General features: G+C 62.9%; 14 protein-coding genes. 8 read left to right on the forward strand and 6 right to left on the reverse strand.

The features are described from left to right. Nucleotides 1-277 precede the first annotated feature (277 nt). Nucleotides 278-1,165 carry a threonine/homoserine exporter RhtA gene (rhtA, locus tag CAG11_RS13040; protein WP_085596669.1) on the forward strand — a complete coding sequence of 296 codons (888 nt, stop codon included), beginning with the start codon at nt 278-280 and terminating at the stop codon, nt 1,163-1,165. A gap of 158 nt (nt 1,166-1,323) precedes the next feature. After that, nucleotides 1,324-1,608: a hypothetical protein gene (locus tag CAG11_RS13045; RefSeq protein WP_031320227.1), complete on the forward strand. Its 285-nt coding sequence runs from the start codon at nt 1,324-1,326 to the stop codon at nt 1,606-1,608. 9 nt (nt 1,609-1,617) lie between these two features. On the opposite strand, the gene CAG11_RS13050 is transcribed toward CAG11_RS13045, so the two are convergent. Then, nucleotides 1,618-2,187, reverse strand: coding sequence for a TetR/AcrR family transcriptional regulator (locus CAG11_RS13050; RefSeq protein WP_085596670.1), 570 nt, complete (start codon nt 2,185-2,187; stop codon nt 1,618-1,620). Between the two features lie 93 nt (nt 2,188-2,280). Here CAG11_RS13050 and CAG11_RS13055 point away from each other — a divergent pair, with 93 nt between their 5' ends. Both CAG11_RS13055 and CAG11_RS13060 read left to right on the forward strand, forming a co-directional pair. Beyond that, the gene (locus CAG11_RS13055; protein WP_022639865.1) at nt 2,281-3,015 is read left to right on the forward strand and encodes an SDR family oxidoreductase; all 735 of its coding nucleotides are present in this window, start codon (nt 2,281-2,283) and stop codon (nt 3,013-3,015) included. A 35-nt stretch (nt 3,016-3,050) separates the two neighbouring features. Continuing rightward, nucleotides 3,051-3,647, forward strand: coding sequence for a 2-hydroxychromene-2-carboxylate isomerase (locus CAG11_RS13060; protein ID WP_085596671.1), 597 nt, complete (start codon nt 3,051-3,053; stop codon nt 3,645-3,647). Nucleotides 3,648-3,723: 76 nt separating this feature from the next. On the opposite strand, the gene CAG11_RS13065 is transcribed toward CAG11_RS13060, so the two are convergent. From CAG11_RS13065 to CAG11_RS13080, 4 genes are all read right to left on the reverse strand, one after another. After that, nucleotides 3,724-5,532, reverse strand: a complete 1,809-nt coding sequence (locus CAG11_RS13065) for an aminopeptidase P family protein (RefSeq protein ID WP_085596672.1) — start codon at nt 5,530-5,532, stop codon at nt 3,724-3,726. A 54-nt stretch (nt 5,533-5,586) separates the two neighbouring features. Continuing rightward, nucleotides 5,587-6,744, reverse strand: coding sequence for an aminotransferase class V-fold PLP-dependent enzyme (locus tag CAG11_RS13070; protein WP_085596673.1), 1,158 nt, complete (start codon nt 6,742-6,744; stop codon nt 5,587-5,589). Nucleotides 6,745-6,953: 209 nt separating this feature from the next. Further along, on the reverse strand, nt 6,954-7,568 hold the full coding sequence (locus CAG11_RS13075; RefSeq protein ID WP_085596674.1) for a LysE family translocator: 615 nt from the start codon (nt 7,566-7,568) through the stop codon (nt 6,954-6,956). Between the two features lie 104 nt (nt 7,569-7,672). Then, on the reverse strand, nt 7,673-7,933 hold the full coding sequence (locus CAG11_RS13080) for a hypothetical protein (protein WP_085596675.1): 261 nt from the start codon (nt 7,931-7,933) through the stop codon (nt 7,673-7,675). 401 nt (nt 7,934-8,334) lie between these two features. On the opposite strand from CAG11_RS13080, the gene msuE reads away from it, so the two are divergent. The 4 genes from msuE (at nt 8,335) to CAG11_RS13100 (ending at nt 12,455) form a co-directional block, all read left to right on the forward strand. After that, nucleotides 8,335-8,898, forward strand: coding sequence for an FMN reductase (gene msuE / locus CAG11_RS13085; RefSeq protein ID WP_085596676.1), 564 nt, complete (start codon nt 8,335-8,337; stop codon nt 8,896-8,898). 9 nt (nt 8,899-8,907) lie between these two features. After that, complete coding sequence (ssuD, locus tag CAG11_RS13090) at nt 8,908-10,044, forward strand: FMNH2-dependent alkanesulfonate monooxygenase (RefSeq protein WP_085596677.1); 1,137 nt, start codon at nt 8,908-8,910, stop codon at nt 10,042-10,044. A gap of 99 nt (nt 10,045-10,143) precedes the next feature. Next, nucleotides 10,144-11,331: an acyl-CoA dehydrogenase family protein gene (locus CAG11_RS13095; RefSeq protein WP_053132987.1), complete on the forward strand. Its 1,188-nt coding sequence runs from the start codon at nt 10,144-10,146 to the stop codon at nt 11,329-11,331. Between the two features lie 23 nt (nt 11,332-11,354). Further along, nucleotides 11,355-12,455, forward strand: a complete 1,101-nt coding sequence (locus CAG11_RS13100) for a sigma-54-dependent Fis family transcriptional regulator (RefSeq protein WP_022639952.1) — start codon at nt 11,355-11,357, stop codon at nt 12,453-12,455. Here the strand turns inward: CAG11_RS13100 and CAG11_RS13105 are convergent. After that, nucleotides 12,452-12,817 carry an antibiotic biosynthesis monooxygenase gene (locus CAG11_RS13105; RefSeq protein WP_085596678.1) on the reverse strand — a complete coding sequence of 122 codons (366 nt, stop codon included), beginning with the start codon at nt 12,815-12,817 and terminating at the stop codon, nt 12,452-12,454. The genes CAG11_RS13100 and CAG11_RS13105 overlap by 4 nt on opposite strands. Nucleotides 12,818-12,828: the final 11 nt, after the last annotated feature.

The following is a 12,828-nucleotide window of genomic DNA, read 5'->3' on the forward strand; positions in this document are numbered from 1 at the left end:
CGCTGAACTGAAGCGTGACCGCTGTCGAAATCTTCGTAACTCGTTGAATCTCAAGGAGTTTTCCGTTTCGACTGCGCCGGAAGTGGGGCGAATTATAGACCTGTAGAATCTGCCGTCAAGCATTAATTTGCATTTTCTATGACTCAACGCAAAACAGCCGATTCGACACCTCTATATAGAAGCATGAAAAAGACTTTGCGCACTATATTGCTCATCTAACGTTAGTTGAGCATCATGCGCCAAGTACTCTTTCTTCCCCATACCTTGGACGCCCTGCATGAACGACCACCCCCGCAGCCTCGCCTCGACCTTGTTTCCGGTCGGCCTGCTGCTTATTGCCATGGCCTCGATCCAATCAGGAGCCTCCCTGGCCAAGAGCATGTTCCCCGTCGTGGGCGCGCAAGGCACCACAGCCCTCAGGCTGGTTTTCGCCAGTGTCATAATGCTGCTCCTGCTAAGACCCTGGCGTGCCAGGTTCACCGGCAAGACATTACGCACGGTGCTGGTCTACGGCATGGCATTGGGTGGAATGAACTTCCTCTTCTATATGTCCCTGCGCAGCGTGCCACTAGGAATCGCCGTGGCCTTGGAGTTCACCGGCCCACTGGCCGTAGCTCTCTGCGCCTCGCGCAGGTCACAGGACTTTCTATGGATAGCCCTGGCGATCGTCGGCCTGGTGCTACTGATCCCGACCGGAGCCACCGAGACCGCCATCGGCCTGGTCGGTGCCAGCTATGCATTGGGCGCGGGAATCTGCTGGGCGCTCTATATCCTCTTCGGCCAAAAGGCCGGTGCTGAGAACGGGATCCAGACAGCAGCCCTTGGCGTGTTGATCGCAGCACTGCTGGTCGCCCCCATAGGTATCGCCCATGCCGGCGCGGCACTGCTCACTCCATCCCTGATCCCCGTAGCGCTGGGGGTGGCCGTATTATCCACCGCACTGCCCTACAGCCTGGAAATGGTCGCGCTGACTCGCATCCCCGCACGAACCTTCGGCACCCTGATGAGCATCGAGCCTGCCTTCGGTGCACTCTCCGGCCTGCTGTTCCTGCATGAATACCTGTCCCTGGCTCAATGGGCCGCAATCGCTTGCATCATCCTCGCTTCCGTTGGGGCCACCCTGACCATGCGCCGCGACTCAAAGCCATTAGTTGCAGCTGATTGAGAAGCAACTCTGGTAATTGACGCTCAATTAGGCCATGTTTAGCCGGCTGTTCAACGTCACCCAGGAAGTTGTCGGACAGGGATATCGCCAACGCAAAAGACGCCAGATACTGCAGTCACACTCGGGCACCAGATCCGAGGCTAGCGATAAGGACGGGGATGAAACGATTTTTGATTCTGCTGACCATACTTGCCATTACAGGTTGTGCGGCAACCACCAGCAAGACCGAAGTCAAACGGGGTAAAAAAGGACTCCACATCAATTGCTCGGGTTTGTCCTCTTCTTGGGACAAGTGCTACACCAAGGCAAGCGAGTCCTGCGGACCGAAAGGTTACAAGGTGATCGCCAAATCAGGCGATGCGGTCGAAGATCCAGGGGATTACCCCTTCGGCCTTAACCCTGCCGGCTATACCAGCCGCAGCATGATCGTGATCTGCAAATAACCCGACTTCTCAGTCTTGGGACAGGCGCTCCAGTTGTCCGATGATCTGTTCATGATTGCCGGCCAGGAGCTGCTCCTGGAGGCTCGGGCTCACCAGCATCCGCGCCACCACCAGGGCCCCCACGCATTGCGCCAGGATCGACCAGGCCAGGCTCTCGCTGCCCAGCGTTTGCGCCCAGGCCTGGTGTAATCGATAGATAAGATCCTCGGCCCGCTGGCGCACCTCCCCAGGGCCTCGGGAAATCTCCGCCCCCAGCGCCGGCAACGCGCAGCCTGCTCCCGGCTGCTGCACATGGGCCATGCTCAAGTACTGCTTCAGGCAGCGTCGCAACTTCTCCCGATCGTGCTGGCCGTTGCCTGCCAGACGCTCCAGGCTCTGGCGCAGTTCGCGCTCGACAATCGAACCGAACAGCTCGTCCTTGGAAGCGAAATGGCTGTAGAAAGCCCCGCCGCTCAGGCCGATGGCCTTCATCAAGGCATCGACCCCAACAGTGGAAAAACCTTCGTCCTTGGCCTGGACCGAACTGCTCTGCAACAGGCGTTCACGGGTTTCCTGCTTGTGACCGGCGGAATAACGCATCCCTGAAAGCTCCCCTAGACATTCTTGACGAGTGAAAAATCATAGCATAACGTTCGTTTACCTAACGATCGTTTACCAAAGAGCGAGCCCCTCATGACCTTGAACAAGAAGAAAGTCGTACTGGTGGTTGGTGCCGGCGATGCCACAGGTGGCGCCATTGCCAAACGTTTCGCCGCCGAAGGTTTCATCGCCTGCGTAACCCGGCGCAGCGCGGACAAACTGCAACCTCTGGTGCAAAGCATCCAGCAGGCAGGCGGCGAGGCCCATGGCTTCGCGTGTGACGCCCGCAAGGAAGAGGAAGTGATCGCCCTGGTCGAACAGATCGAAACGCAGCTCGGCCCCATCGAAGCCTTCGTATTCAACATAGGTGCCAACGTGCCGTGCAGCATCCTCGAGGAAACGGCGCGCAAGTATTTCAAAATCTGGGAAATGGCCTGTTTTTCCGGGTTCCTCAATGCCCGTGAAGTGGCCAAGCGCATGGCTACCCGCCAGCGCGGCACCATCCTGTTCACTGGCGCGACCGCCGGGATACGGGGTGCCGCCGGGTTTGCCGCCTTCGCCGGAGCCAAGCACGGCATTCGCGCCCTGGCCCAGAGCATGGCCCGCGAGCTGGGGCCAATGAATATCCATGTGGCCCACGTCATAGTCGACGGCGCCATCGATACCGACTTCATCCGCAGCACATTCCCCGAGAAATACGCCCTCAAGGACCAGGACGGCATTCTCGATCCCGAGCATATCGCCGAGAACTATTGGTACCTGCACAGCCAACCCCGGGATGCCTGGACCTTCGAGATGGACCTGCGCCCCTGGAGCGAGCGCTGGTGACCCCTCTCTGCAAGAACAATCATCGAGATTCGATCATGAGCAAAAGCGTGGAGTTCTTCTTCGACCTGGGCAGCCCGACCGCCTACCTGGCCTACACCCAACTGCCGCAGATCTGTGCCCAGACCGGCAGCCAACTGATCTACCACCCCATGCTGCTGGGAGGCGTCTTCAAGACCACAGGCAATGCCTCCCCCATCAGCATCCCCGCCAAGGGGCGCTACATGTTGCACGACCTGGCACGTTTCGCCCGGCGCTACCAGGTGCAGCTCAGCTTCAACCCGCACTTCCCCATCAACACCCTGTTGCTGATGCGCGCAACCACCGGTGTGCAGATGCGCCTGCCGGAACGTTTCGTCGACTTCATCGACTGCCTGTTCCGCGCACTCTGGGTCGACAAACAGAACCTCAACGACCCCACCACCGTGACCCAGGTCCTGGAACGAAGCGGTTTCGATCCACAGCAGATCCTCGACCTGAGCAATGATGAAGAGGTCAAGGCCAGGCTCAAGGACAAGACCGAGCAAGCGTTGCAGCGAGGAGTGTTCGGTGCCCCCAGCATGTTCGTGGGAGACGAACTGTTCTTTGGCCAGGACCGCCTGGATTTCGTGCGCGAAGCACTGGCTGCACAGTAAGGCCGAGTGCTCCCGGTGGCCTTCACCGGGAGCACGCTCCTTGGCATCACCCGCCTTGCGCGGGTGATGGTGGTTTTCAGATTGCCGCGGTACGCACCTGCAGCCAATCCAGCGCCGCCCCTTGCAACAGGGGGCTCAGGCGCTGCCGCACTTCCTCGTGATAGGCATTGAACCACTCACGTTCTTGCTGGGTGAGCAACGAAGGCTCCAGGCAACGGGTATCGATGGGGCACAGGGTGAGGGTTTCGAAACGCAGGAACTCGCCGAACTCGCTGCTGCCCGCCTCGCGGTTCAACGCCAGGTTCTCGATACGCACCCCCCAACGTCCAGGGCGATAGGTCCCGGGCTCGATGGAGGTGATCATCCCCGGCTGCATCGCCGTCTGCGGTGTCGGCGCCGCCTGATAGGCGATCACCTGCGGACCTTCGTGGACATTGAGGAAATACCCGACGCCATGCCCGGTGCCATGCCCGTAGTCCACGCCTTCGGCCCAGATCGGCGCACGGGCGATGGCATCCAGCAAGGGCGAGAGAATGCCCCGCGGGAACTGCGCACGGGACAGCGCGATGACCCCCTTGAGCACCCGGGTGCAGTCACGCTTCTGCTCGGCGCTGGGCGTACCGATCGGCACCATGCGCGTGATGTCGGTGGTCCCCCCCAGGTACTGGCCGCCAGAGTCGATCAGCAACAAGCCGTCACCCTCGATCACCGCATGCTCCTGGGCAGTGGCGTGGTAATGGGGCATCGCGCCATTGGCGTTGAACGCCGCGATGGTATTGAAGCTCAGCGACACATAACCCGGACGTCGCTCACGGGCCGCGGTCAGGTGTTCATCGATGGTCAGCTCGGTGATGCGCTCACGGCCCAGCGCACCGTCCAACCAGGCGAAGAACTCGCACAACGCCGCACCGTCCTGCTCCATGGCTTGGCGAATGTGTTCGGCATCGGCCAGGCTCTTGCGTGACTTGGCCAGGGTCGTGGGGTTGAGCCCTTCGACCAGCCGTACCTGCGGATCGAGGTGCTCCAGCAAGCCCACCGTGACCCGTGCCGGATCGATCAGCAGGCTCGCAGTGCCGGGTACCGCACCCAGCGCCGCCGCCACTTGTGAATAATCACGCAGGCTGACGCCATCGGCTTCAAGTACCGCACGCAGCTGCGCATCGATCTTGTCCAGGGCCACGAACAAGGTGGCCTGTTGCTGGCTGATCAGGGCGAAGGAAACGAATACCGGGTTGAAGGACACATCCGCGCCACGCAGGTTGAACAGCCAGGCGATGTCGTCCAGGGTGGCGATGAAATGCCAGTCCGCACCACGCTCCTTCAGCACCTCACGCAGCGCCGCGAGCTTCTCCACCCGGCTTTGCGTGGCCTGGGGCGGCAGGTGCGGGTACACCGGCTGGTCGGGCAACGCCGGGCGATCATGCCAGGCCTCCAGGAGCAAATCGATATCGGTACGCAGGCTGGCTCCACGCTCGGCCAGCTTGTCGCCCAGGGTACGGGCCGACGCCAGCGCCATGACCGCGCCATCCACTGCAACCACACCACCGGCAGGCGTCTGCTGTGCCAGCCAGTCCAGGGGACCGGGTTGGCCAGGCAAGAGCTTCACCAACTCGATGCCGCTGCCCTTGAGCTCCTTGGTGGCCTGCTCCCAGTAACGACTATCGGCCCACACGCCGGCAAAGTCCGCAGTCACGATCAAGGTGCCGACCGAACCATGGAAACCCGACAACCATTGGCGCCCCTGCCAGTAGCCCGGCAGGTATTCCGACAGATGCGGATCGGCCGAGGGCACCAGCAGGGCATGGATACCCTCGCGATTCATCAACTGGCGGACATGCGCCAGGCGCTGGGGGACCCCTGCGTTGGTCGAAGGCTGCGTACTCATTGTGTCTCCTTAACCGGCTAATCATTGTTATGGAAGATCGGGGCCGCCCGATCCTCAGGTCTTGGCTCCGGCCCAGAATGCCGGAGCAGTGGCGAGTGACGCCTTGATCAGTTGTGCTGCACGGTCCACATCCTGCTCGGTGGTGAAACGTCCGAGACTCAAGCGAATGGTCCTGCCGGCCTGCCGGGCATCGAGCCCCAGCGCCAACAGCACGTGGGACGGGGTATTGCTTGCCGAATTGCAGGCCGACGTAGCGGAAAACGCCATGGACGCACTCAATGCGGCGGCATCGAACCCACCTTCGGCGAAGGTCAGGCTCAAGGTATGGGGTATGCGCTGGATATCACTGCCATTGAGGCGCAGGCCGGCGATATCGGCCAATTGCGCGAGCAGCCGCTGGCGCAGGCGGGCGATCTTTGCGGTCTCCTCCTGCCACGACTGCCCCGCCAAAGCGAAGGCCGCACCCATGGCGGCAATCTGGTGGGTGGCCAATGTCCCGGAACGCAGCCCACCCTCATGCCCGCCGCCATGGATCTGCGCCTGCAATCGCTGGCGAGCCCGGGGCCCGACATACAAGGCGCCAATGCCCTTGGGGCCGTAGAGCTTGTGGGCGGAAAACGACATCAAGTCCACCGGCCAGCGGGCGAGATCGATGGCGACCTTGCCGGCGCCCTGGGCGGCGTCCACATGCAACAAGGCCCCGTGCTCACGGACCACCTGGCCGATTGCCGGGATGTCGTTGAGAGTGCCGAGCTCGTTGTTCACCAGCATCAGCGACACCAGCACGGTGTCATCTCTCATGGCCCGGCTCACTGCCTCGGGGCCGATCAGCCCATCGGCATCGGGCGCCAGGTAGGTCACCGCCACGCCGGCATCCTGCAACTGCCGGGCAGTATCCAGAACCGCCTTGTGTTCGATCTGGCTGGTGATGACATGGCCGCGGGCCTGCGTCACGCCCTTGAGCGCCAGGTTGTTGGACTCGGTGGCCCCCGACGTCCAGACGATCTGTTCCGGCTCCGCACCGACCAATTGCGCCACCTGCCGCCGCGCATTCTCGACGCTGCGACGCGCCTGCTGGCCGAAGGCATGGGAGCTGGACGCCGGATTGCCGAAATTGCCATCGAAGCCCAGGCACTCGAGCATCACCTGGATGACCCGCTCATCCACCGGCGTGGTGGCAGCGTAATCAAGATAAAGAGGACGTGTGTTCATGGCTGAAAACCTGCAGAGCTTGTTCCAGGACCGGGGTCGACTCGAAAAAGAAGACCCATCGACGCGTCATTCGCAGCAGGCGCATCAACGGTAGTCAGCGAGGCGATACCCGATCAGATGCTTAAAGGAAGAGGACTTCATTTAAAAGTGCGTAGGAACGCTCCTGGCAGCCAGCTTAACAGGCCAGGACCGCAAAATTGAAGTGGGACTTAACAAAGGCTTTCCACCAGCAGTGGAACCAAGGACAGCACCAACAGCCCCGCCATCCCCAGGTTGAACAGGCGCAACCAGCGCGGATTGCGCAACACATTGCGCAGCAGGCTGCCGCAGGCCGCCCAGAGACTGACGGTCGGGGCATTGATCAGGGCAAATACCGCGGCGATCAACAGCACATTGGTGAAATAGCCTTGCAGCGGCGTATAGGTGCTGATGGCGCCCACAGCCATGACCCAGGCCTTGGGGTTGACCCACTGGAAAGCCGCGGCCCCCCAATACCCCAGGGGCCGGCCCCGGCCCTGCTGCTCATCGGATAGAGGACCGGAACGGGCGATCTTCCACGCCAGGTACAACAGGTAGGCCGCCCCGACATAGCGCAGCACGCCGTACAACAGTGGATAAGCCTCGAACACCGCCCCCAGGCCCAGGCCGACCGCCAGCACCAGCACGAAGAAACCGCAGCTGATGCCGAGGATATGCGCAATCGAGCGCCTGAAGCCGAAGTTCACGCCCGAGGCCAGCAACATGGTGTTGTTGGGGCCAGGGGTAATCGAAGTGACCAGGGCAAACAGGGCGAACGCCAACAGCAGGTCGGGGCTAAGCGGCATGGTTTGAAGAATCCGGGAGCAGGTCGGTCAGGCTTCGACCCTACTCCACGCCCACGGCGAAACCCACGGACAGTTGACGGAAACTTCGACCGGTACAGTCTTCTTCAACTGGCCGGCTGGATGCGACTGATACTACGTTGGGCGCTCATTTCACCGCTGTCATCGAAGGCCGCCGAATGCCCCTGCAACTCGGCCTTCTTCTGCTGGTACTCCTCGAACGACAAGCCGCGCCGGCTCAAGGCTTCCAGGGCCAGCTCGCGGGTTTCCTGGGCGGTATAGGGGCGCAATTCCGGAGCACCGGGGCTGGCGCAACCGGCCAGGACACTGGAAACCAACAACAGCAAGACAACGGATAAAGCCTTCATGGCGGGCACCTGGAGCAGGTTGCGAACGATGGAGCCAGGCTACTCGCGGCCCGCGCGGGGCAAAAATCATCCCGCTCGATAGTCGCTATCGACTGTTCATGGATCGACGCTAATCAACAGGCATATTCCCAAGGATTCTATAAATAGAGAAACACGCTCTTTTGCGGAATAAAAAACAGCCTTTATAACAACCGCATCCCGTCATCCAACTGTTGCCAGGGCAACTGTTGCGCTGGCAACAGCCGATCAACAAAACAGTGCTGGTCCAACAACAGCCAAACCTTGCTCACAAGGCGCAAGCCACGTGGCACAAGGCTAACAGGGGGTTGGTACAGCTCTTGCTCCAGGGCCTGGCACCTGCCAAGGCTCGTCGAGCCACTGTCTTTGCCAAGGAGTTGTCCATGTCCCGTCCCTTGAATGTCGTTGCCCTCTCCGGTGGTACCTGGCGTCCGTCCCGGACCCTGGTCCTGACCCAGGCCCTGCTGGCCGAACTGTCGAGCCAACTGCCGATCGCCAGCCACCTGATCGAACTGGGCGACATTGCCCGGCCCGTGGGTGCGGCCCTGTCGCGCCAGGAACTGCCGCCTGAAGTGGAGGCCGAGTTGCAAGCCATCGAGAACGCCGACCTGCTGATCGTCGCGGCCCCGGTATATCGCGGCTCCTATCCGGGCCTGCTCAAGCACCTGTTCGACCTGATCGACCTCAACGCCCTGGTGGACACCCCGGTCCTGCTGGCCGCCACCGGCGGCAGCGAGCGGCATGCCCTGGTCCTGGACCATCAGTTGCGCCCACTGTTCAGCTTCTTCCAGGCCCTGACCCTGCCGATCGGCGTATATGCCACCGAGGCCGACTTCAGCGACTACCGGATCACCAGCGAGCTGCTGCAGGCACGCATCCGCCTGGCCGCCGAGCGAGCCGCGCCACTGTTTGCCGCGCACCCGGACAAACTGCTGAAAATCGCCTGAGGAGCAAACATGGATGTGTTCTGGTTTCTCCCGACCCACGGCGACGGTCATTTCCTGGGCACCACCCAGGGTGCGCGCCCGGTCACTCTCAACTACCTCAAGCAAGTAGCCCAGGCCGCGGATAGCCTCGGCTACCACGGCGTGCTGATTCCCACCGGACGCTCCTGCGAGGACTCCTGGGTCATCGCCTCGGCCCTGGTGCCCCTGACCGAGCGCCTGCGCTATCTGGTGGCGATCCGCCCCGGGATCATCTCGCCCACGGTCTCGGCACGCATGGCCGCGACCCTTGACCGCCTGTCCAACGGCCGTTTGCTGATCAACGTGGTGACTGGCGGCGACCCGGACGAAAACCGTGGTGACGGCAGCTTCCTCAGCCATGGCGAGCGCTACGAGGTTACCGACGAATTCCTGCGGATCTGGCGCCGGGTCCTGCAAGGCGAGGCCGTGGATTTCCAGGGCAAGCACCTGCATGTGCAAAACGCCAAGGCCCTCTACCCGCCGGTGCAGAAGCCCTATCCACCGTTGTATTTCGGTGGTTCCTCCGAGGCTGCCCATGAACTGGCCGCCGACCAGGTGGACGTCTACCTGACCTGGGGCGAACCGCCAGCGGCAGTGGCGCAGAAGCTCGCCGACGTGCGCAAGCGCGCTGCCCGCAAGGGCCGCCAGGTGAAGTTCGGGATCCGCCTGCACGTCATCGTGCGCGAAACCGAAGAGCAAGCCTGGAAAGCCGCCGACCGGCTGATCGAGCACATCAGCGACGAAACCATCGCTGCCGCCCAGCAGTCGTTCGCGCGATTCGACTCCGAAGGCCAGCGACGCATGGCCGCCCTGCATGGCGGGCGCCGCGACCAGCTGCAAATCGCGCCCAACCTCTGGGCAGGGGTCGGCCTGGTACGCGGTGGCGCCGGTACCGCCCTGGTGGGCGATCCACGGCAAGTAGCCGAACGGATCAAGGAATATGCGGACCTGGGCATCGACAGCTTCATCTTCTCCGGCTATCCGCATCTTGAAGAGGCCTACCGCTTCGCCGAACTGGTGTTCCCGCTGCTACCGCAACCCTACGCCAGCCTGGCCGGCCGTGGCCTGACCAACCTGACCGGGCCGTTCGGCGAAATGATCGCCAACGACGTGCTGCCCAACCGCTGAGCTTCGCAGCCAGCCGTGGCCAGGCGCCCCTGGTGCCAGCGACGGCTCCTGCACCGTCCTTCCCCGGCCGCAGCGACGGCCAAGAATGAGGAACACCGCGTGACTGCCACACCGCAAAGCGCCCTGTTATCCCCCCTGCAGACCGCCCGCCAGCTAGCTGCCGAATTCGCCCTGAGCGCCGTCGAGCGCGATGAGCGCGGCGGCACTCCCAAGGCCGAGCGCGACGCCCTGCGCCACAGCGGCCTGCTGGCCCTGAGCATTCCCCGCCAGTTCGGCGGTCTCGGCGCCTCCTGGAGCGAAACCCTGCAAGTCGTTCGCGAATTCGCCAGGGTCGACAGCTCCATCGCCCATGTCTTCGGCTTCCATCACCTGATGCTGGCCACCGTGCGCCTGTTCGCCCGGCCCGAGCAGTGGCAGCCATGGTTCGAGCAGACGGCGCGCAAGAATTGGTTCTGGGGCAATGCCCTCAACCCCCTGGACACCCGCACGGTGGTCAAGAACCTGGGGGGCTGGCGCGAATTCTCCGGCAAGAAGAGCTTCTGTTCCGGGGCCAGCGATTCGGAAATGCTCATCGCCTCGGCGGTGGACGAGAGCAACGGCGGCAAATTGCTGATCGCGGCGATTCCCAGCGGTCGCAGCGGCATCACCCTGCACAACGACTGGAACAATATCGGCCAGCGCCAGACCGACAGTGGCAGCGCCACCTTCGAGCGGGTCAGGGTCGAGGAGTCCGAACTGCTGCTGGACCCGGGCCCGCTCAGCACGCCATTCGCCTGCCTGCGCCCATTGATCGCCCAATTGACCTTCAGCCACATGTTCCTCGGCATCGCCGAAGGTGCCTTCGCCGAGGCCCGGCAATACACCCTCGGCGAAACCCGGGTCTGGCATCGCTCCAACGCCCGCGACATCAGCCAAGATCCCTACATCCTCAGCCACTACGGCGAGTTCTGGGTGGCCCTGGAAGGTATCCGCCTACTGGTGGAACGAGCTGGCGTCCTGCTGGACCAGGCCTGGGCCAAAGGCCCCGCCCTGGGCGCCGAAGAGCGGGGACACCTGGCCACCGCCATCGCTACCGCCAAGGTCGCCGCCAGCCGCCAGGGCCTGGAGCTGTGCAGCCGGTTATTCGAGGTCACCGGGGCCCGCTCGACCCACGCTTCCCTGGGCCTGGACCGGCATTGGCGCAACCTGCGCACCCAGACCCTGCACGACCCACTGGACTACAAGCTCCATGAGCTGGGGGACTGGGCGCTGAACCAGGCCCTGCCGACCCCGACTTTCTATTCCTAGCCTTCTGCCTGCGGAGAATGCCCATGCAGCTTCTGACCCTGCCCCCCTCGCCCGCCCTGGCGACCTCGATCCGCGCCACTGCCCAAGTGTTCGAGGACCCGAAATCCCAAGCCTTGCTGGCCCACCTGCAGCAGGTGGCGCCAAGCGAGGCCAGCGTGCTGATCATTGGCGAGACCGGGACCGGCAAGGAGTTGGTGGCACGGCATATCCATAACCTCAGCGCACGACGCAACCGCCCTTTCGTGGCGGTCAACTGCGGGGCCTTTTCGGAATCCCTGGTGGAAGCCGAACTGTTCGGCCATGAAAAAGGCGCCTTCACCGGCGCCCTCAGCGCCAAGGCCGGCTGGTTCGAGGAAGCCGATGGCGGCACCTTGTTCCTGGACGAGATCGGCGACCTGCCCATGGCCATCCAGGTCAAGCTGTTGCGGGTGTTGCAGGAGCGTGAAGTCGTGCGCCTGGGATCACGCAAGAGCATCCCCATCGATGTGCGCGTGCTGGCAGCCACCAACGTGCAGCTGGAAAAGGCCATCAACGCCGGGAATTTCCGCGAAGACCTGTACTACCGCCTGGATGTGGTCGGCCTGGAACTGAGCCCGCTGCGAGAACGCCCCGGTGACATCCTGCCGCTGACTCGGCACTTCATCGAGGCCTACAGCCAGCGCCTGGGCTACGGCAACATCAGCATCAGCCCGCAGGCCGAGCACAAGCTCAAGAGCTACAGCTGGCCGGGCAATATCCGCGAGCTGGAAAACGTCATCCACCACACCCTGCTGATCTGCCGCGACGGGGTTATCGCCGAGGGCGACCTGCGCTTGTCGAACATGCGTATCGAACGCGCCGACGACGGCCACTGCGGCCCCGACGACTCAGCCGAGGGCCTGTTGGAGCGGGCCTTCCAGAAACTCTTCGCGGAGCAGGCCGGCGCGCTCCACGAAAAGGTCGAGGACGCCCTCTTGCGCGCGGCCTACCGCTTCAGCCACTACAACCAGGTGCACACCGCCAACCTCCTGGGGCTGAGCCGCAACGTCACCCGGACCCGGCTGATCAAGATCGGCGAGCTGGCGGTGAACAAGCGCCGGCCTGCGGACAACCTCAACGAGCGCACCCTGCAGTTGTCGATCTAGCCCGGCAAGTGGCAATGCAAGGCATCGTCATGGCTGCGGGCGATGCTGGTGCGTACCTGGAAGGAATCGAAGGTCACGGTCTTGGCCTGGTGCGCCAGGATCAGTTGCCAGAAGTCCTGCTCGCCACTCTCGAAACGCTGGAACGCCGCCTCGCCGGCCTCGCGGGTTTGCCACTGCAGGTAGTTGAGCACCCGCCGCCCATCGTCGCTGGCTTGCACGCTGGCACTGAGGAAACCGCCGTAGCCCTGGGCCAGCCGTTCGCTCTGCGCTGCCAGGGCCGATACCAGCGCCTCTTGTTGATGAGGCTCGATCTCGAACTCGATCAATTGGGTGAAGCTGCGATGTCTTTCAAAGGCGCTCATGGGTCATTCCC

The sequence above is a fragment of the Pseudomonas sp. B6(2017) genome, assembly GCF_002112765.1.
In the GTDB taxonomy this organism is placed as follows: Bacteria; Pseudomonadota; Gammaproteobacteria; order Pseudomonadales; family Pseudomonadaceae; genus Aquipseudomonas; species Aquipseudomonas piscis.